17 protein-coding genes are annotated in these 20,677 nt (G+C 45.8%); 11 read left to right on the top strand and 6 right to left on the bottom strand.

Annotation, left to right across the window (positions count from 1 at the left end):
- Positions 1 to 424: 424 nt before the first annotated feature.
- The 3 genes from NG792_RS13415 (at position 425) to NG792_RS13405 (ending at position 4,165) form a co-directional block, all read left to right on the top strand.
- A complete protein-coding gene (locus tag NG792_RS13415) occupies positions 425 to 757 on the top strand; it encodes a hypothetical protein (protein WP_261199295.1) in 333 nt (110 codons plus the stop codon).
- A gap of 3 nt (positions 758 to 760) precedes the next feature.
- Positions 761 to 3,238 carry a hybrid sensor histidine kinase/response regulator gene (locus NG792_RS13410; protein WP_261235710.1) on the top strand — a complete coding sequence of 826 codons (2,478 nt, stop codon included), beginning with the start codon at positions 761 to 763 and terminating at the stop codon, positions 3,236 to 3,238.
- A gap of 201 nt (positions 3,239 to 3,439) precedes the next feature.
- Positions 3,440 to 4,165, top strand: a complete 726-nt coding sequence (locus tag NG792_RS13405; RefSeq protein ID WP_261235709.1) for an N-acetylmannosamine-6-phosphate 2-epimerase — start codon at positions 3,440 to 3,442, stop codon at positions 4,163 to 4,165.
- A 201-nt stretch (positions 4,166 to 4,366) separates the two neighbouring features.
- Here NG792_RS13405 and NG792_RS13400 read toward each other — a convergent pair whose 3' ends face one another.
- The gene (locus tag NG792_RS13400) at positions 4,367 to 5,272 is read right to left on the bottom strand and encodes a hypothetical protein (RefSeq protein WP_261235708.1); all 906 of its coding nucleotides are present in this window, start codon (positions 5,270 to 5,272) and stop codon (positions 4,367 to 4,369) included.
- 119 nt (positions 5,273 to 5,391) lie between these two features.
- Here NG792_RS13400 and NG792_RS13395 point away from each other — a divergent pair, with 119 nt between their 5' ends.
- Positions 5,392 to 6,285, top strand: a complete 894-nt coding sequence (locus NG792_RS13395) for a metallophosphoesterase (RefSeq protein ID WP_261199300.1) — start codon at positions 5,392 to 5,394, stop codon at positions 6,283 to 6,285.
- 43 nt (positions 6,286 to 6,328) lie between these two features.
- Here the strand turns inward: NG792_RS13395 and NG792_RS13390 are convergent, their stop codons facing one another.
- Positions 6,329 to 7,171 carry a DNA adenine methylase gene (locus tag NG792_RS13390; RefSeq protein WP_261199301.1) on the bottom strand — a complete coding sequence of 281 codons (843 nt, stop codon included), beginning with the start codon at positions 7,169 to 7,171 and terminating at the stop codon, positions 6,329 to 6,331.
- A gap of 624 nt (positions 7,172 to 7,795) precedes the next feature.
- Between NG792_RS13390 and NG792_RS13385 the strand changes: the two genes are divergently transcribed.
- The 7 genes from NG792_RS13385 (at position 7,796) to NG792_RS13355 (ending at position 14,474) form a co-directional block, all read left to right on the top strand.
- Positions 7,796 to 8,155, top strand: coding sequence for a hypothetical protein (locus NG792_RS13385; RefSeq protein WP_261199302.1), 360 nt, complete (start codon positions 7,796 to 7,798; stop codon positions 8,153 to 8,155).
- Between the two features lie 40 nt (positions 8,156 to 8,195).
- Positions 8,196 to 9,206, top strand: coding sequence for an ADP-ribosylglycohydrolase family protein (locus NG792_RS13380; protein ID WP_261235707.1), 1,011 nt, complete (start codon positions 8,196 to 8,198; stop codon positions 9,204 to 9,206).
- A gap of 28 nt (positions 9,207 to 9,234) precedes the next feature.
- Positions 9,235 to 9,441: a DUF751 family protein gene (locus tag NG792_RS13375; RefSeq protein ID WP_261199304.1), complete on the top strand. Its 207-nt coding sequence runs from the start codon at positions 9,235 to 9,237 to the stop codon at positions 9,439 to 9,441.
- 330 nt (positions 9,442 to 9,771) lie between these two features.
- Complete coding sequence (gene rbfA, locus NG792_RS13370; protein ID WP_261199305.1) at positions 9,772 to 10,200, top strand: 30S ribosome-binding factor RbfA; 429 nt, start codon at positions 9,772 to 9,774, stop codon at positions 10,198 to 10,200.
- A 10-nt stretch (positions 10,201 to 10,210) separates the two neighbouring features.
- Positions 10,211 to 11,857, top strand: a complete 1,647-nt coding sequence (locus NG792_RS13365; RefSeq protein ID WP_261235722.1) for a glycoside hydrolase family 3 protein — start codon at positions 10,211 to 10,213, stop codon at positions 11,855 to 11,857.
- Positions 11,858 to 12,641: 784 nt separating this feature from the next.
- The gene (locus NG792_RS13360) at positions 12,642 to 12,872 is read left to right on the top strand and encodes a DUF4327 family protein (RefSeq protein ID WP_254564369.1); all 231 of its coding nucleotides are present in this window, start codon (positions 12,642 to 12,644) and stop codon (positions 12,870 to 12,872) included.
- 555 nt (positions 12,873 to 13,427) lie between these two features.
- Complete coding sequence (locus tag NG792_RS13355) at positions 13,428 to 14,474, top strand: CHAT domain-containing protein (RefSeq protein ID WP_261235706.1); 1,047 nt, start codon at positions 13,428 to 13,430, stop codon at positions 14,472 to 14,474.
- 67 nt (positions 14,475 to 14,541) lie between these two features.
- On the opposite strand, the gene NG792_RS13350 is transcribed toward NG792_RS13355, so the two are convergent.
- From NG792_RS13350 to proB, 4 genes are all read right to left on the bottom strand, one after another.
- Positions 14,542 to 16,344, bottom strand: coding sequence for a pentapeptide repeat-containing protein (locus NG792_RS13350; RefSeq protein WP_261235705.1), 1,803 nt, complete (start codon positions 16,342 to 16,344; stop codon positions 14,542 to 14,544).
- Between the two features lie 332 nt (positions 16,345 to 16,676).
- Positions 16,677 to 17,426 carry a hypothetical protein gene (locus tag NG792_RS13345; protein ID WP_261235704.1) on the bottom strand — a complete coding sequence of 250 codons (750 nt, stop codon included), beginning with the start codon at positions 17,424 to 17,426 and terminating at the stop codon, positions 16,677 to 16,679.
- Positions 17,427 to 18,847: 1,421 nt separating this feature from the next.
- Positions 18,848 to 19,252, bottom strand: coding sequence for a hypothetical protein (locus NG792_RS13340; protein WP_261199306.1), 405 nt, complete (start codon positions 19,250 to 19,252; stop codon positions 18,848 to 18,850).
- A 179-nt stretch (positions 19,253 to 19,431) separates the two neighbouring features.
- The gene (proB, locus tag NG792_RS13335; RefSeq protein WP_261235721.1) at positions 19,432 to 20,592 is read right to left on the bottom strand and encodes a glutamate 5-kinase; all 1,161 of its coding nucleotides are present in this window, start codon (positions 20,590 to 20,592) and stop codon (positions 19,432 to 19,434) included.
- Positions 20,593 to 20,677: the final 85 nt, after the last annotated feature.

Here is a 20,677-nt window from a genome sequence, read left to right as displayed (position 1 = left end):
AAGCGATCCAAGTACAATGGCACAGTCCATCGTATCAAACCCCAGGGCAGACCCAACCCCAGAAATTCTAGGGTGTCTGTACAGCAGCAGGAAGACCACCCGATTTCGTGGCAAAATCTCTGCTGACGGTGCAGCAAATCTCAGTCAGAATCCCGGTTTCTGGTCTTATCTATCTCATCCGGTCTTGAGGCCCTAGAGGGATTCATCAATCAACCTGGGAGAAATCCCCGATCAAGTCCCTGGCAAGGGAGCCTCTGATCTGGGTTGCCCTCCCCCTAAATCCCTCTCCCGGATGGGGAGAGCGAGTTTGAATCCTCCCCTGTCCCTTTTCCCAAAAAGGCGAGAAGGGGCATCGGTGTAGGAGAGCGAACTGTCCAAATTGAGATGCTCCCCCTGGCAATTTTTTTAAGATAGAGATGGCTCTATGTTTATTATTCCGAAAAAATACGGAGATGGATTAAAAGTCCAATTGTCCCCGGTCCTAGGTCTATCTTCTAAAGAAAAGGTGAAGAGTACAAAAAAAACACAATTTCTGAGCCAAAACTGGAAAAATCACCCTACTATAGCTAATAAGCCAGTGAGTAGAGATTTATTCAAGTTTTTTCTAAAAATCCGAAGTGCAGCAGCTTTAGGGCAAGCTCCACAGGGTGATTCTAAAACAATAGAAATTGGGAAATGTTTGAAAGCATGGTCAAGGACAAGCATTTCCCCCCGAAAATTCCCCCATCGCATTCAGCTTTTGCCAATAGGCGCTTAAAATATGCCGATCTTAGAAGTCTCACGAAGAACTTTATCCCATAACACCTTTGAGCAGTTGCGCCAGTTGTTACAGCAGCAGGGGAAACGTCAAGGGTCAGTTGTACTGACTGAATCGGTCCTCGGTACCGAAGAAATTCCTTCTGATGTCCCTTGGCAATGGTTTACGCTAGTCCTGTCCGAGGAGTTTAGGGTGTTGCTGTTGGGGGGACCGGCTGAAGACCCGAATTGCGATCGCGAGGGTCACATGGGAACCCTCCCGCCACTGAACCTGGGGCGATCGCCCCAGGTGGAAGTCGGTTTAACCTTTGAACCTTCCCAGGTGGCGGCATTTTTAGCGACGTTGGAGCAGTCGGCCCTCGTCAATCTGGATCTCGACCAACTCGAACGCAGCCATGACAGCCTACCCGCGAATAATCCCCAACTGGTAAGCGAATTTACCCTCTCGGCGATCGCCTTGCTCACTGCCGATGATTTTCCCCCCAGCGCCAGTTATGCCTCAGATAGCTGCGTCTCCATCTGTCAACCTGTAGAAAATGCCCTGCACCATCAAATCGAACAAGAGCGACTCTTAAATCAAGTCACCACCCAGATTCGTCAGAGTCTGGAATTGCCCACCATCTTATCCACTGCCGTGGAACAGGTGCGTCGTTTTCTACAGGTTGATCGATTGGCTATTTTTCAATTTAACCCTCAAAATCAATCCCGAACCCTAGACTCTAGCAATGGCAAACCGTCCCCGGAAAATCCTCGTGAACTCTTCCACCTGTGGGACGAAATCGAGTCTGTCTCGGAGGATTTAGAAGGGGAGGATTGTGACTTTCTCTACGAACAATTGCCCCCCCAAGGAGAACCGGAACTCGGCGCTATCACCTACGAATCGAGAGCCTCCGATGAGATTCCCTCCCTCCTGCCCCTTCAAACCCAAGGGAGTTCTTTTCTCCCCGTTGCCGAATTTATAGCTAAATATAATAAAGGATTTATTCAAGCGATCGCCGACGTTTCTAACGCCTATAACTTATCTCAAAGCTCTTTACAAATACTACGCGAAAATCAAATTCAGGCCCAATTAATTGTCCCGATAGTCGTCCAGGATAATCTGTGGGGATTATTAATCGCCCATCAATGTTTTGAAATCAGATGTTGGCTACCCAGCGAGCAAAACTTCCTTAAACATATTGCCGAACATTTAGCCTTAGCCATTCACCAAGCTGAACTGTACGCTCAAGTCAATCGCCAAAAAAAAACATTAGAAGAACGAGTGATCGAACGCACTCATGACCTCCACGATGCCCTCGTCGCCGCCGAATCGGCCAATCGTGCCAAAAGCGAATTTTTGGCAACCATGAGTCACGAATTGCGAACCCCTTTAACCTGTGTGATCGGGATGTCTTCTACCCTCTTGCGCTGGTCTTTTGGACAAATGAGTGCCAAACAACAGGAATATCTCAAAACCATTCATGACAGTGGCGAACACCTCCTCGAACTGATTAACGACATTTTAGACTTGTCGCAGTTAGAAGCAGGAAAAGCCATTTTAAAAATCACAGAATTTTCCTTAACTAAACTCGCCCATCAGTGCTTGCAAAGCGTCGCGCATAAAGCAGTAGAAGCCGGATTGCACCTAGAAATGACCCTCGCTTTAGACGGCCAAAAAACTGACCTCTGGACCGCTGATCGACGACGAGTGCAGCAAATTCTCTTAAACCTGTTGAACAATGCCATTAAATTTACCCCCACGGGAGGAACGGTTACCCTGCGGGTTTGGAGTGAGAGTAAAAACGCAGTATTCCAAGTGGAAGATACCGGCGTAGGGATTCCTGAAGACCAACAATCCCTACTATTCAAGAACTTTCAACAATTGGATACCTCCTACCGTCGTCAATATGGCGGTACGGGACTCGGACTCGCTTTAACAAAACAACTCGTCGAACTCCACGGGGGATGGATTGAAGTACAATCCACCGTGGGCGAAGGTTCTATTTTTACCGTCCATCTGCCTGCAGCGCGCTTGTTCTCTAACTCTAATTCTCAGAATCGGGGTGAGACCTTTAGTTCAGAACCCCTGCAAGGGCGAATCATTTTAATTGAGGATTGTGAGGAGAGTGCGACTCTAATTTGCGATATTTTAACTACCGCTGGTTATCAGGTGGTGTGGATGATTGATGGGGCGACGGCACTGGAACAATTTGAACTCCTGCAACCCACTGTAGTAATTTTAAATTATGACTTGCGGAGCATGAATGGCTCGGAATTGATCCAGTCTTTACGGCATTCCCCGGCGCGGGACCCCCTGAAAATTTTAGCGTTAATTGGCCTAGAAACTGGGGAAGACAAAGACCGGGCTTTTGAAGCTGGGGCGGATGATTGTTCCCCCAAACCGATCGCTCCAGAACAGCTCATTAATCAAGTGAATGCCTTGTTTCACTCTTGTAGGGGGTTGAATCAACCTGAAAGAGGGGAAATTGGGGCAAGCAAATAAAGTTTCTAACAACCCACCCGCACCCTGAAGGGTCTGGCTCTACGGACGAAGCCCGCCTGCGCGGGCTAAGAGATCCAAGCTACTTTTAAGAACCGGATTTTGGGATAAATACGGTAGGATTTTATCGCCTGTTACTTGAATAAGCTAGAGTTAATTTCATCTGTTGAAATTTTATCAAAATCCAGAGTATTTAACGGGTTAATGAACGAACAACTTTCTGAAAAATCGGGGAATTTGACCGCTGCGATCGCTTCTTTAGAGGGTGGATTAATTGTTTCCTGTCAGGCTCCCCCAGATTCGCCCTTGGCGGAACCTTCTATCATTGCCGCGATCGCCTTGGCATCGGTTCGCAATGGGGCCGTGGGGGTCCGCATCGATACCCCCGCTCATGTCCAAGCCGTGCGCGATCGCCTCGGTGCTACCATTCCCATTATCGGCCTGTGGAAACAATCCATCCCCGGATCGGAAGTCTACATCACCCCGCAATTTCATCATGCCGAGGCGATCGCCGCCAGTGGTGCCGATATCATCGCCATTGATGCCACCGATCGCACCCGTCCCCATGACGAAACCCTCTCCAATCTGATTGCCGCCATTCACACCCGCCTCGGAAAACCCGTCATGGCCGATGTGGATACCCTAGAATCCGCGATCGCTGCGGCCCATTTTGGAGCCGATATCATTGGCACCACCCTCTATGGCTACACCCGTGCCACCCAAAAATCCATTCCTCCCGGCTTCGATCTCCTCGCCGAAATTCGCAAAACAATCCAGGGATTTCTCATTTGTGAAGGCGGCATCAGTTCCCCAGAAATGGCAAAACGAGCCCTCAATTTGGGCGCGAATGCCGTCGTCGTCGGCACGGACATTACCGGCATTGACCTCAAGGTTCAAGCCTATCAAAAACACTTGAATTTGAGGGATTAAACATCTTGCAAAAAACCGGATTGATCCCCCCAAACCCCCTTAAAAAGGGGGCTTAAGAGAATTTTGCAACAGGTCTATTTATTCCTCTGGCTCCCCCGTTAAATAAACATTTATTCCTCTGGCTCCCCCCTTAAGAAGGGGGGCAGGGGGGGGATCTCACGGGGGGAAAGGGGGATAAAACTGGGATTTTGCAAGAGGTCTCTATTCTTGCTGCCGTTTGACAATAATCATCCTTGACCCAACCACGGGACTGCGAGCCAACAAATTCCCCTGGGAATCAGCAATTTCCACCGTTCTAAAATCCAATTCTTTTCCACGCTGGAAGATTTGCGAGGCTAACTTATCTTGGCTAGAAGCGGTGATGTTGTACCACTCATTGCTAATTCGCACGAGCAACTGAGAGGCCCCAAAATTGGCTTGAATCGAGGCGATCGGAATATCTGCATCCTCAGTCACTTGTGCAACTTGGCTCTGAATCGCCGCAATGAGGGTTTGTTCCGGAGTTAAAGGAGCTGGAGGCGTTTCCACCACTGGAGGCGCTTTTTTAGGCTGGGGAGCCTCTTTGGGTAAGGTGACTGGGGGTGGTTCTTCCGTGACGAGGGGGAGTTCCGGTGCCGGGGTGGGAACCTCGGAAATCGGGGGGAGATATGCCGGAGGCTTTTCCGAGACTTCAAAGGAGGCAGGAGGGGAAATTTGTGCCACTTCTGCGGGTTTGGGGACTAGAACGCGGGTTGTGCTCCAAGTAATGATGAGGACAATCAAGGCGATCGCTCCGGTTAATCCCCAATCTGACAAGGTTTGATTGAGTGCGGTAGGCAACAGGGCGCGAATCGGCGCTAAAATCTGGGATAAAACCGTGGGTTTTCGTTCTACCCCAAGACCCTCTATCCTAACTGGAGCGGGAGTCTTGGATAGGGGAATCGGTTCCGCTTCCAGGGTGTTGATGACCCCTTCTAACAGTTGAATAATAGAGCGCAACGAGGCGATCGCCACCGCTTTGAATCCCGATGGCGGAGGTTTCGGCGTAGGGGACACAGGTGGAGAAGAGTCTGCCCGTGTTGGGATTTGAGGGTCTGACTCCGGTGGAGTTGGCGGATCTTGTGACATCTTTTTCTAGGCGATCAAGGTCGTTACACAACAGGGAATACTTTAAAGGTGCGGCCATCCTTGGATTAATCTATCATTTTGTTCCAAATGTCCCCTAATTCTTGCAAATTCCCGAACCCATGAACTTGACACGCCGAGAATTTTTACTGGCTGGACTGAGTGCCTTAACCTTTGCTATCCTAGGCAAATCTCTCAGGGGGCTAACGAAAGAGAGGTCAGAAACTGAGTTGGATTTGATACCACCATCCCCAGATACCTTGCTGCTGCGTTTTGTCGCCGTGGCAGATACGGGTGCGGGTAATGAGGGTCAATATGCAGTGGGACGGGCGATCGCCCGCTACCATGAGCAAAATCCTTTCGATTTAGTCTTGCTCGCCGGGGATAATATTTACAATCATGGCGAAATTGAAAAAATAGAGCGCGTTTTTGAGCAACCCTACCGATCGCTCCTCGATGCCCAGGTTAAATTTTATGCTTGTCTAGGCAATCATGATATTAAAACTAATAACGGCAATGATCAAGTCCAATATCCGGGCTTTAATATGCAAGGGCGCTATTATAGTTTACGTCGAGATCAAGTAGAGTTTTTTGTCCTCGACACCAATCGAAATGCCGATTGGCCGAGTCAGTTACCTTGGTTAGAGACTCAACTCCAACAGAGTGATGCACCGTGGAAAATTGTCATGGGACATCATCCTCTCTATACCTCCGGGTTACATTTAGGCAGTCGTTTCCTCCGTCGGAAACTCATGCCTTTATTCCTAGAATATGGGGTTTCACTTTATATTAATGGACATAATCATAATTACGAACGCAGCCAGACAATCGGGAATACCACCTACTTAACTTGTGGTGCCGGTTCAAAAACCCGACGAGTCGGGCGTTCCAGTTGGACGGCGCGATCGGCGAGTCAACTCAGTTTTGCAGCCGTTGAAATTTACAGCGATCGCCTTCACATCACCGGCATTGACCAAAATAACCGGACTTTCGACCGAGGCGCTATTTCCTTATAACTTTATCCCCCCATCTTAATGACCCAATTTCACCCTATCCACATCAATATGATGTCACAACTACTTCAGAAATCTTCCCGCGATGAGTGCCTTTTGAATTAATCGATCGCGCTGCTGAAACTTCATGAATCCGGAACTCTTGGTAAATCTCTCGAATAAACGGACAATCGGAATTAGACAGCATCACTTTCACCCCTCGCCTCGCCAGTTGCGCAAACACATCCCGTAACCGAATTTGGTCCTCTTCATTAAAATTATAGCGGCTGTACGAGGTAAATTTACTCGTATTGCTTAGAGGATAATAAGGAGGGTCAAAATACACAAAATCTTGCTCTGTTTTGGCCTCATCCAGAACCTTATCAAAATCCCGAACTTCTAATTGAACCGATTGCAAAGCCTGGGAATCGGCTTGCAGTAACTCCGCATTACAAATGGTGGGATTTTTATATCGACCAATTGGGACATTAAATTCTCCTTTAGAATTTTCGCGATATAATCCATTAAAACAAGTTTTGTTTAAATAAATAATTCTAGCTGCTTTTTTGACTAATTCCCCGCTTTTCTGCGCTCTAACTTGATAATAATATTCAGAATTATGTCTATTTTGATGAAATTCTAACTCTTTAATTAAACTTTTTACGTCCTTTTGAACACAGCGATACATATTAATCAACTCTTCATTGACATCGGATAAAACTGCCTTAAACCCCGAGGAATGCTCTTGAAATAAATAGAAAAAAACTGCACCACCCCCTAAAAATGGCTCATAATAATTTTTAAATTTAGGGGGAAAAAGGGGTTGATATTGTGAAATCAGTTGAGTTTTTCCCCCAGCCCATTTCAGAAAAGGGCGGGGTAAAACTGAGAATGCAGTCGTCTCGTTCATCTCTATCTAAAACCGTACTTAATTTTGTAGCAACGGCCTCCCTTTTGGGTGAACCGAAGTCAATTTATGAACTTAAGGATTGCCCTTTCTCTGGTTTTGCTGGAGTTAGGATCAGGGAAATAGCGGTGATCCGGGTTGGGCGATCGCACCCCACCAAACTGTCCCCCTCCCGGGTACATCCCCCCCTTTCCCTTGCCACTCCAGCGCCCTTGCCTAGGCAATTCTGTCGCAATTTGGGGCCGTTTCAATCCCAACCGAACTCCAAAAGTTCATGAATCCCTAACATACCACGACTGCGACGGGAATTCTTCAGTCGATCGCCTCGGGGAAACCCAGGAGTAATCCTTGATACGACAGTTTAAAACCGATTTTGGCATAATGGGGGGAGTCCCCATTCCTTCAACGGGAATGACCCACTCCTTCAGAGGACTTCTCCCTCGAATTGTCTCAATTCGTATCAAAACCCTGAGTCCTTTCGGTCTAAAATAGATACGCCCACTGCAATGAGATAGCAGTACAGCGGGTTGAACCAGTCAAATAGATCCATCCTTTCTCCCGAAAGCGCGATCGCTGCTTCAACTGAGTCCTTGATTCCGATCATGTATTTTCCAGGAGGTTTCCCAGATGGATTCTCAGGATGTTATCCAAGCCATAGATCGCCTTTTACCCGACCCTCAAATCTTTGAAGATGTCAATAATATGTTGCAAAAATACCGGGCGTCGGGGCAGAAAAAAGTCCAACTAGAAGATGAAGATATAAGTGTTGCTATCCCGGAAGGGGTTCAAATTGATATTGTAACAAAAGCCTTTTTTAATGAATATTTTGATATTAATTTAGGAACAGGTTATCGGGTTCAGGTTGCCATCGGTGGGATTCAAAAACAAAAACGCGGAAGAGTCTATCCCGAACTTTGTTTTGCTACATTATTTTATGATGCCACTGGAAAAATGTTGATGATTGATTTTCATCAAAACATGATATAATTAAGCACCTTTCTAAAAATTTTATCTAATCTAAATGACCATGCCAAAGGTATCCCGTTTAGAACAATTTAGCGGTTGTTTGATTGGACAGTGCCTTGGTGATGCAGTTGGCTGTCGTGTTGAAGGTTATGCCGAAGAAGTTTGTCAAAATTATGTAAATTATGAACTCAAGGTCAAGCGAATTCGAGACCGCGATCGCTTCCCTTTTCCCTTTGGTCAATATACCGATGATTCTCAACTCGCCCGAGAACTCCTCCAAAGTTATATCGCCTGTGGCCGATTCGACCCCGCAGACTATGCCCAACGCATTGCAGCAATCTTCAGCGAAGAACGAATCGTCGGACGAGGACGCTCTACAGAAGCCGCAGCACTGCGATTAGCCCAGGGGATTCCCTGGCAGTCCGCTGGGGAACCGCCTCCGTCCGCAGGCAATGGCAGCGCCATGCGTGCCGCACCCATTGGGTTAATCTTTTACAATGACCCGCCGCAACTGATTCAAGCTGCCGTAGACCAAGGACGCAGCACCCATCAGGACCCCCGCTGCTGTGCCGGGGCCGTGGCGATCGCCGGGTCCGTGGCCCTCGTCCTTCGCGGGGAATCCGTCAATCCCGCCTCCTTTCTATCCCAGTTAAGCGGATGGACGGGGCAAATTGAACCTATCCTCGCCGGATATCTGAAAAACTTAATTGACTGGATCGAATTACCCATTGACCAAGCAGTCCAATTGATTGCTCCCGCAGGTATGGCCCCAGAACACGAGCAACTCTGGCCAGGAATTTCTCCCTTTGTCATCGGTAGCGTCCTTTGGAGCCTCTATTCCTTCTTAAAAACCCCCGAGGATTACTGGGAAACCCTTTGCACCGCGATTATCGTAGGGGGTGACGTGGATACCACCGCAGCGATGGCCGGTGCAATTTCCGGGGCCTATCTTGGACTGGATGCAATTCCCCAGGAACTGGCGGCGAATCTGAATGACCAAGGAACTTGGAAGTTTACCGAACTGGTGCAACTCGCGGAACAATCCTACAGGGTACAATGCAAACACACTTAGCCGCTCCTGTTGTTGAATCTGAATTTTTATGTTTGATGATTTTTGGAGTAATATCCTTCGCTACCCGCGCTACTTTGTCACCATCATTCTGGGCATCTTTTTTGCCCTCTTCGGTTGGGTTAAGCCCCTGTTGCAAAAACCCGTGACTGCGATCGCCTTAGTTACTTTGGTGGTGACTGCCCTAATTTTTGTTGGGTTGACCTTACGAGGGATGTTGGGATTAACCGTCACCTAGGGTATCGGGACAGTTTTAGAACCCAGGGACAAGAAACCGGGTTGTTGAGGGCAAAAATTTTCAGAATACCCCGGTTTCTAACCTGGACTGTACCCCCGTCCTAGGCCCTTTCGGACCGGGAACCATCCCACCGGGGACCCTTAATCTCCTAAATTAAATGATCTGTATTAATGACAGGGCCAAATTTCCCTCCCGAGAAACAGATCCTCCTACAGGTGCGGTTTGCTGTTGTAGCGGTAGCAGAGATTAAAACTCTACACTACAAAGAGGTGGATGCATTCGAGTGCCACCTCAACAGATGAATACCATGCAAACAAGGGAATCAAGATTATGGCTACAGATCGTCGAGTAGAGCGCGTCGCGTCCTTGATTAAGCGCGAAGTCAGTTTAATGTTAATCGGTGACATTAAGGATGACCGCGTGGGTGCGGGAATGGTGAGCGTTACTGATGTCAATGTTTCCGGTGACCTCCAACACGCCAAGATTTTTGTCAGTATCTATGGCAGTGACGAAGCGCGGGCAGAAACAATGGAAGGATTACAGGCAGCGACTGGATATATTCGCAGGGAACTCGGTCACCGAGTGCGATTGCGTCGGACTCCAGAAGTGATATTTTTAGAAGACCGATCCATTGAACGGGGGACGCGCATCCTAACACTGCTCAATCAGATCAGTGAAGAACGCAAACAGCATCATCCCGAGGGGGAGGAGGAAGATGTGGATCTAAACGAGAGCGAAATTTCAGAAACTGAGGCTTAAATCTGTGGATATGTCGGATCTGATCCAGGCACTGCCGGATATCGAAACCCTATCGTTAGAAGAACAGGTAGCGCAGTTGTTCGTCGTGCGAGCATCTGGACATCTGTTTGACCACCAAATCGAATATCCCGACTGGGAACCCCCAGCGGCACAGTTGCAGAAGCTGGTGCAGGAAAAGGGTGTGGGGGGCGTGATTTTGGTGGGAGGCAGTGCGGGAGATTTGATGTTGCGATCGCAGCAGTTGCAATCCTGGGCAAAGTATCCTCTGCTGATCGCTGCCGATATCGAGGAAGGTGTCGGACAGCGATTTGCCGGTGCAACTTGGTTTCCCCCGCCAATGGCGATCGCCAAGATTGCCGCAGCAGAACCCTCAAAAGCTCAGGGTTATGCCACAGCAATGGGAGCCTATACCGCCCAGGAAGCCCTCGCCATCGGGATTAATTGGGTCCTCGCCCCCGTGGTGGATGTGAATAACAATCCTGAAAACCCGGTGATTAATGTCCGTTCCTTTGGGGAAAATTCTGAAACCGCCAGTGAGTTAGCCCTGGCATTTATGCGCGGCGCACAAAAGTATCCCGTCCTCACCTGTGCTAAGCATTTTCCCGGACATGGGGATACCAGTGTGGATTCTCATATCGAGTTGCCGGTGTTGCGACATTCCCCGGAACGATTAGAGACGGTGGAACTCCCGCCATTTCAACGGGCGATCGCCGCTGGGGTAGATGCGGTGATGAGTGCTCACCTCTGTATTGAAGCTTGGGACTCGGAATATCCGGCGACTCTTTCCTCGAAGATTTTAACAGGACAGTTGCGCCAACGGTTCGGCTTTGAGGGGTTAATTGTCACTGATGCTTTGGTGATGGGGGCGATCGCCAAACGTTATGGTCCGAATGAAGCCCCAATTTTAGCCTTAGAAGCCGGGGCGGATATTTTATTGATGCCTGTGGACCCCGCTGAGGCCATTACTGCCCTCTGTGATGCAGTCAAATCCGGTCGCATATCCCGCGATCGCATTCGCCAATCCCTAACCCGCATTTGGAAGGCGAAACAAAAACTTTTCTCCCCTTCTACGGTAGTCAATCCCCCCATTTCTCCCACAGCCCAACTGATTAATTTGTCTACGCCTGGGGCAATCAACTGTGTAGAAAATATATTACGCGAGTCTCAACAAATTGGGGGGTCTTTGCCTTTATCGGTCCCTCCACCGGAATCCGGGGAGTATTGGAATAATTTATTGGTGACTGACTCTTTGGTTAATAGTGCGTTTCTGAATAAACAAGCCCCGGCGATCGTCATGCCGAAGTCTAAGGGCTATCAATTTCAGGCAGTCGATTGTTCTACTCCCTGCCGAGACTTGAAGGCAATGGCAACCGGAAAAACTTTACTTCAAGTCTTTATCCGGGGTAATCCGTTCGGAGGACCGGCCCAGGTGACCCGCCTCGCCCGGGAATGGCTCACTCAATTATTAGAAACTGGCCAATTGCAGGCGGTGGTGATTTACGGAAGTCCCTACGTTTTGGATGAATTTAAGGCCCTTTTGCCTCCATCCATTCCTTTTGTGTTTTCTTATGGTCAAATGAGGGCCGCCCAAGCGATCGCCCTCCAAACTTTATTCGGCCTGACTCCCACCCCAACCCAACCTAATCCTTTCTACTAAGGCTACCGATGAAACCTCCGCCTAGAGTCGTAAGCAGGGAGAGCTTCCCATTCCTCCCTTCCCCGGCTCTACCCGGGACTAATTTCAATCCCCTTTAAACCCGTTTATTCCCAGAAAACGCTGATCCCTATCCTGTTAACCTTCGTTCTTGTCCCCGGTAGTCTGCTCCGAGTTGGGCTGTACCGCATTCAATCCAGGGGACAAGAACATCGGCTTTCTGGCCCTTTCTCGGTGGCCAAGCCAGCAGAAATTTTGTCAAAAAATCCGGTTTTCTTCCCTTGAGAGTACCCTGGGACTCATTGCTGTCCCGCCGGACTAGAGATGCGGCTTGGGTTCCCCAAACTCCTTCCCAGAGGTCAGCCCCTCACCCGGTTTTTCCCCCAGAATTCTCGCCCAAACTATCGGCGCTCAACCTGCTGAAATTTATATAAAACTGCCCCGAAGACCATTGCTACAACCATTTCCCTGTATAAAATTTGGGCCTTGCTCGGTCTAATTTCCACCGGAAATAATGCAATCATTAATCATTCTGAAATCCCCCCAGGGAAGTACATCGAAAAAATTTATCTATCTGGGGGTGCATAATTCTTCATATTTTATTAAGATAAGGAGGAGTCAATTAGCGCGACAATAACAATGCTGCTGTATAGAATGTAACAAATACCACGAGAGGCCGCCCAGTAGTCTCCCTTCTTCAATGAGCTATTATGAGTTATTCACCTAACTGGGGGGCGGGTCACAGATATACCGTTGATTAAAGAATCTATCTAGCGAGGTTTTAAAGATGGCTCCATCTACATCTACCGTTCAATATTCCATCGAGTTCATCAAAGAAGAAGCTCGAACCTTGGTCAAAAATGGCTTTGTAGGACGACAACAACCTATCTATACCCTCTGCCAATACATCCCAGCGCGGGAATGGGCCGTGGTTGAGTCGGAATTAGAAAAGTACGATTTCTTGCTACGCGATCGCATCGTGGATCTCATGGGCCGCGAAGACTGGGACAACGATTAAAAAAAAGCTGGTAAATTATATCAAACAAGTGTACTCCGGTCAATAAAAAGTAAAATAAAATTTACTTTTTATTGACCGGGTATATCCTTATCTAAACCATAAGCCGTTTATGCTTAAATCCTAGGGTTGTGCGATCGCCCTGTGGCCTCCTCCTGACCAAAAACCCCAGGCCACGAATTCTCCTTCTTGTTTTAATCCGGCACGCAAAAGCCGGGAGCAAGACGGAAAAATTTCCCCAGGGAATTCCCTCACCTAATACCCTGTAGTCTAATCCAGGGTTACAGTAGAGGGAAGACAAATCGGGTTTTTCACAAAAATTTAGGCCAATTAGCCCTAAAAAAGGGCCAGTAAGCCAGTGTCGGGTCCTACCGATCTAATCACTGTACCGGCGTCCTAGTTGTGCTAGTGCAGAAGTGCAAAAATAAATAGCCAGTCTAGTTAGACTCCTTGAACCCTTGAAATTTCCATAAGAATGGTTTAGCGCTCGTTCGGTTGAAGTAATCGATAAACTTAAGGATTTGCTCAGATTTTAATAATTTAGAGGATAAATACTTAATGACTTCTGCTAACGTAACTCACAAAATATTGATTTTATCAGCAAACCCGAAACAAACCACTTCATTAAGGTTAGATGAGGAAGTTAGAGAAATTAAAGAAGGGTTAAAGCGGGCGCAATCTCGGGAGTTATTTTCGATTGAATCAGCCGAAGCGACCCGATATAAAGATATCCGCCGAGCTATCTTAGACCATGCACCGACTATCATTCATTTTAGCGGTCATGGAGTAGGGCAAGATGGCTTAATCTTTGAAGATGAAACCGGATTGCCAAGAATGGTAGATACTGAAGCCATAGGAGGACTTTTTCAATTATTTCGAGACAAAGTTAAATGTGTCGTCCTCAATGCGTGTTATTCGGACTCCCAAGCCCAAGAAATAGCCAAGCACATTAATCATGTCATTGGTATGAGTCAAGCGATTGACGATAAAGCCGCGATTGAGTTTTCTGTGGCTTTCTATGATGCCCTAGGAGCCAAAAAATCTTATTACTTTGCTTACCAGCTAGGGTGTAATGCTATCAAAATGGCTGGAATCCCTCAAGAATCTATTCCTCAGTGGTATGGGGAAAAGACTGAAAGGGTTGAAGGTCCAGAACTAACTGACGGAAAACAAGCTGATTCACTTATACCTAAAATGGGAGCAGAGAAAATGACTGGGGGACATAATATTAATATTGGAACGGGCGATTACAGAAGTGTTAAAAATGGCGATTATCGTGAAACTTCCATTCATGACCAAGGGAGCTATGCTGAGGGAGATTACTACAATAATGTCGCCGCCAAATCCAGCTTAACTGAAGCGGCTAACGAGATTCAACAATTGCTCGACCAACTCAGCAAAAACAATTCCACAACTACCATGACTGGGAAGATGAAAATAGCTGGGGAAGTGATTGAAGAAATTGAAAATAATCCGGCGTTGATGAAGCGCGTTACCGGGGCATTAAAAGCAGGTGGTGTTAGTGCATTCGAGCAAGCCCTCAATCATCCATCCGCCAGTTTTGTGATTGGGGCCTTAGAAGAGTGGCAAAATAGCAAAACTTAGGGGCCTAGAGGCTGGCTTGATGAGCGAAGGATTCGTGAACTGTCGGGCAGCCCTGGAAGCTCTTAATTTAGGGGGTTTCTGGTGGGGAGTTGTGATGAGCATCCCCTTCCGTATAGCTCCCTTGGTCATTCACCGAAGTTTCTCGATAATCGCCTTGGCTGATTTCAACATTTCTATAGGTCTCTACATAAAACTTGGGTTGCTGTATCGCATTCTCTAGCAATTCTTGGAATCTGCGAATTTGCTGGTCTTTTTCAGCTACCGCAGCTAGAAAAGCCTGTAAATCGGTGTAAGTCCCTGATTTGATTTGGTTATAAATTGCACTATATTCCTGACTGAGAAGGGAACGGTTAACATCATCAGTAACTTGAGCTTGAAAGTGGATTTTTTCGTTCCCTCTTCCTTGGATTGAAAGCACTTGCAATCCTGATTCGGGATATTTGTCAATCAATTGCTGAAAAGCAATGGCTGCGGCACTGGGGTCTACTCCTTCATGGTGGAATAAGTCTAAAATCGTATAGTTTTCCGCAACTTTCCGTAAATCGACATTTTGAGTTTGATAGAGTTTCTGAGTCTTGATAATCGGGGCGATAAAATCGCTGAAGTCGCCATCTTTAAATGTTTCATTCCGGTTATCTGGTTTACGCCAAGGGTCGGGGTTCTCTTTGGTTTCTAAACGCATATAGACATACTCGCATTTAATCCCTTCAAATTGGGTATCCAGGGAAATGGCCCAATCTTGAATGTAAGCACCTGTTAAAGTTGCATTGGTGAGGTTAGTTCCGTAGAGTTGAGCTTTAGCGAGTTTCGCTCGGGTTAAATTTGCTCCTTCTAAGGTCGCTTCACTCAATTTGGCATTAATGAAACTGGCATCGGTTAAGTCGGCATTTCGTAAGTTACATCCGCGCAAATCTAAACCATCAAAGTTCTGGTCTCGTCCATTTCCGGTGACAAGCAGTTGACGAATTCTTTCATTTTCTAAATATGTTCCTTCGACTCTTGCTTTATGTAAGTTCCGAGCATTACGCCAACAAGTGCGCGTTAAATTTGCTTCTCTAAAGTTAGTGTTTCCCAGCTCTGCGCCTGTAAAGTCTGCATCAGTTAAATCAGCATTTTCAAAAGTGGTTCCTATCATTGAACATAATCTGATAGCAAAGGTTTTAAAAAATAAATATTTTTTATCTCCAGCTAAGGCTCTCTGTTGCACATAAACAACTATGGGTAACGAAGATAAAGTAAGGAATACACTTGAAACTAATTGCTGATAATTATACTCATCAAAATCTATTAAATTACTACACGTAATACCCAATAGAATAGTTATCCCACTTAAAGCTAAAATGATAGGTCTCTTCTGATAAAAATTAGTTATAATAACTTCCAAAAAGATAGCAATTTCAACCAAAATTGAAAACCCTGTAAAAAAACCAATGTATATAAAAAATGCCGCAAGAAGTGAATAGAGCAAGTTAATCCCATTAATCATTGAGTTTTGTAAAGGAATTAACAAAACGCAAATTGAAAAACTTGAAAATACAATAATTGAAAACAGTAATGTATTTCTGAAATCTGCTTTTAGAATAAAAATAATAACTGTAATAACTATACTTAAAATTGTTATCCAAGCAAATTCAGGAATAAAATCTCGGCTCCATAATAAGAAGCCAATAATTCTATTTGAATAGGAAAAAATAAGTGTTACCAGATTTAATACGACAAATAAAACAACAATTATAAACAGTTTTAACCCGGGTGTAATTCCAGCGACTACATTAACAAAATTTGCTTCTATAAGAATCGAATTTTTAAAATTTACTCTTCGGAGATTCTCATTACTGAAATCTCTAAAAGTTAAATTTTTATTTTGCAATTTTTCTGGGGACCTTTTCATTTTCAAAAATTTGGCTCTTCACAGTTGACCGAAATAGATTTTTATAATATGAAGCTCTATAGCAGTCCTAAGTGATTTGTAACGAAACTAGCCAGCAAGATGCTCGCACTACCAAGGATCCCAGGCTTAGATCCATGACACAACTGATTTAGGACTGCTATAGTATTTGCTGGGGCGCGTTTTAGAGTTTGTACTCCGCTGGGGTCTTGCATTTGACCTATTGGAATCTTACAATGTGAAAATATTGTCTGAACCCTTGCAGCAAAAGGGTTTTAGGCAAAACAAACGTGGAAATATTTTCTCCTACCTACTTAATAGATTCTCCGGTTATTAAATTTGCAGATTAGTCTATTAATTTTGTCCCCTAGACCACCGATTATAATATCCTCAGAAAGCGAAGAACTTCTGATGTCAGAACTGATAAAACTCCGGGAAACTTCGGTGCCAATAGAGTTTACAAGTTTTTCGATGTCGCTTGTTAAATTTTTATGATATTCGCTGAAAAGCCGTAACGAGCTGAGAGTTTGTTGGATAAGATTATTGCTCAATTCTTTTTCTTCTTCATTAAATTGACCTATAACAATAAGTAAGGTACTTAATTCTGTTTCCAAAATACTAATAATACCTTGGGGGGGAGTTTCTCTGATGTATGGCATTGCAGAAACAGCTAGAAAACGATAAAGTATTCCGTTCGGACCTCTTAATTGGTTGCTGACTGCTTGGTTAAGAATTAATCTTATCTTATCAATTGGAACTTTATGTTCTTCTGGTATTGAATCTAAAGAATCAGCTTTAATGTACAAAGTATCAGTTTTGTATATTTCAGGTTTATCAATACAACTAGGTAATTTACACTTTTTTGTATTTGCTTGAAAATCAGGCGAATTTTTATTTAAATTATATTCATAAATTCTTAAGGCTAAAAAAATAGCACCAGTATATTGGATTTCTTTGTCCAGATTTTCATCAGAAATAGCTGATTTAAGGACTTGAAAGTTATCGGGTGTAAGAAAGACTGTACTGGTTGTAAGAAGAACCTTAGTTTTAGTTTCAGAATCCATTATTGCTTTCCTCTATAAGTTTGTTATAGTTTTGTCACAACAAATTTCGTTATTTTTCCCATAAAAATCCATCCTGCAAACTCCTGTAAGAAAACCACCTACTTGTTTGAGGTCATGATGACAATAAAACACTAACCGGCGGATAAAAGAGATTTCCACATTAGGAAACCCTAGTGTTTCTCCTGTTACTGGAATATTAGTCAACCTTGGATATGGGTTTGGTTCAATCAATACTGAGTGAGAATAGGACTAAAAACTTACCAAGGGTTTTATGGAAATCCTAAAAAAACTCAATAATCTCTCACCCTGAAAAGCTGCTGTTAAAACCTAAAATCAACATAACACAAATATCCAAAAAAGCAACTATTCTTTTTTTTCACTTAAATAATAGCCAAAAAACTTAGGACTTATGCAATAACAACCCGAATAATTATTACCTAAAAGCATGGCTCAGAAAGAATTCCAGACAAAACTCGGATAGCTTATTTTTGCATTATACCTAACAGGAAACGGGCGTACAGTCGTAACGACTCAGCTAACCCAGATTGAAACGAGTTCCTGCAACAGCACCGGCGGGACTCAGATAACTGTCGGTCTGGTCAGGTCCCATTAAGCCCCACCTCTTGCCATTATTTTCGGCTCAGGCTAGTCCCAGTCTATCAAGCCCCACACCTTTTCATCCCCAGGAGGGGACCCTAAGATGTTGGGGCCTAATGGGTAGAGGCTGCCTGGTTTCGGTGGTCAAGTTGACGCTCAAAACTGAGTTAATACTTAAACAGCAGATGTTAAACTCTATTTTTCAACGAACATTTCCCCGAACTTGACTATCAATTTAAAGCCAAAATAGTTGAGATAAAATTTTATTTAGGCTATAATTAATCGATTTTATCTTAAGAATAATTTAAGAGTGCAATCCCCTCAAACTCTTGCAGAATAAAGTTTTTGCCCTTTTGCCTCAAACAAATTGCTAAACTAAACTAGCTATATTTTCTAACAAGAAATAACAAAACCCTGCTGGAATATTCTGAAACGGGTAACCTAGCAGGGCAAATGTGCGATGATGTTTTCAGATAAAAAAAGGTGGCTGTCCCCGAAAACCTGATTGGCCTCAGGCGGATCCCAACTAACCCCCACAAACAAAGAAGATACAGAACGTAAGTCCTGTACTCTTATTAAAAAAGTTACTTGCAGTGCAACAAATTTAGGACGACCTAAACAAGTTAGCCGCTCAGTTTAATCTTCTCGGGGGAACTAGGTATTTCACCTGGGCCGAACGCTGGGACCTCAGAGCGCCGGTACAGTATGGCGAAGACAACTGGGTTTCTGTATCAACTTGGTTGCTAATCCACAGTCTGTTGTAACCAAGCCTGGTTTTTGGTCCTTAGTATTCCAGATTGTACCGGCATTCTCGCACCCGGGGCTTAACGTTCGGAATCTTTCTGCTGTAAATTTTCTAACTCAGTCCGCAACGCTGCAATTTGAGCGGTTAAGTCTTGTAAATCTTGGTAGACTTCCGGATTGGTTGCCGAAGTGGGTGGGGATGACGGAGGTTCAGAACTGGACGCCGGGGGAGTTGCAGAGGATGGGGGTTCCCCAGGCGATCGCTGGTGTTCGAGCAGGGTATCCACATAATTTCGGGCTTCCCGTTCGGTCATTTCTCCTTTTTCAGCCCATTTTTTGGTCAAATCGCTGACATCTAGTTTTAAATCCGCCAGATTTTCTTCTCGTTTTTGGGGGTCTTGGATGCTTTCGAGTAGGGAAGCCGTCGCGCCTACCCCTACTCGAAATCCGGTTTGTAAAAATTCCATAACGTTATCGGGGTTCATCGTCTATTTTCTTCCGTTTTGTAGAAGTATTTTTAGTCCGGGTCCGGGTTGAAAAAATCCCTTGATGCTGGCAGGTAAGCCTATTTTCTTATCGGTGCATGGACCACCAAATCGGCATGAGAATTGCCGCATCCGATGAATGGGGTCATTTTAACTTAAACTTTCGGCCCCTGTCAAATTCAGAGCAGGGGATCGGTTTTGTTCAACTCTGCGCCATCGCTACTAGAAAGGCTTAAAACTAAGTTATCCCGATGGATTACCGTGTCGGCAACAATATAACCTAGAATTTCTGGAATTTCATCGGACTTTCGTCCGCGAATGCGATCGAGTTCCTCACTGTTATAGTTGACCAATCCCCGAGCAATTTCCCGACCCAAGCGATCGCACAGTTGCACCGCATCCGACGCCTCAAATTCTCCAAACACCTCCAGGATGCCTGCGGCGAGGAGAGACTTTCCCCCTTGACAAATCGCCCGCACGGCCCCTTCATCTAAATAAAGTTTACCCGACGGAATCACCGCATTGGCGAGCCAGCGCTTGCGGGCGTTACTCGTGCTCTTTTGTGGTGCAAAATGGGTGCCGATCGCCTCCCCCTGCAAAATTTTCTCTAAGTTGCGCGGAGATTGAGACGAAGTAATTACCGTGCGGACCCCTGAACCTGTGGCAATGCGAGCCGCCTCTATTTTAGTCATCATTCCCCCAGTGCCCCAATTGGTCCCACTGCCTCCAGTTTGCACCTGTAACTGCCTCAACTCATCGAGATGTTGCACCAGGGTAATCGGTTGGGCGTCGGGATTGCTGCGAGGGTCTGCGGAATAGAGGCGATCGACATCGGTCATTAGAAACAGCCATTCCGCCTCGACTAAGCTGGCAACCATTGCCGAGAGGGTATCATTGTCCCCGAATTTGAGTTCTTCGATCGCTACCGTATCATTTTCGTTGACAATTGGGATTACCCCGAGGCGAAGTAATTCTTGGAAAGTATTGTAAGCGTTGACGTAGCGACTGCGTTGGACTAAATCGCTGCGAGTGAGGAGGACTTGGGCGATCGGCTGTTGCAGGGTGGTAAACAGGTCATCATAAACCCGCATTAACCGGCCCTGACCCACTGCGGCGACAGCTTGTTTGAGGGCGATCGTCCGGGGACGCTCTTTTAATCCCAGACGAGCACAGCCGACCCCTACCGCACCGGAGGAGACTAAGATAACGCGATGCCCTTGGTGGCGCAGGGCGGTAAGGGTTTCAACGAGGGCCGCAATGGTGGCGATCGCCAGGTTTCCGGTGTTTTCCTGGGTGAGACTAGAAGTGCCAATTTTGACGACTAGGGTTTGCAGGTTCATAAAAAAAGCGCTCTCGTTGGGGATGAAGTCGGGGTTATACCAAATCCGGTTGTTAAAAGGCGGTTTTCGCTCTTTAGCCCGCGCA

Source organism: Laspinema olomoucense D3b, from assembly GCF_025370785.1.
Classification (GTDB): Bacteria; Cyanobacteriota; Cyanobacteriia; order Cyanobacteriales; family Laspinemataceae; genus Laspinema; species Laspinema olomoucense.
This window is presented reverse-complemented; position numbering and strand designations above follow the sequence as displayed.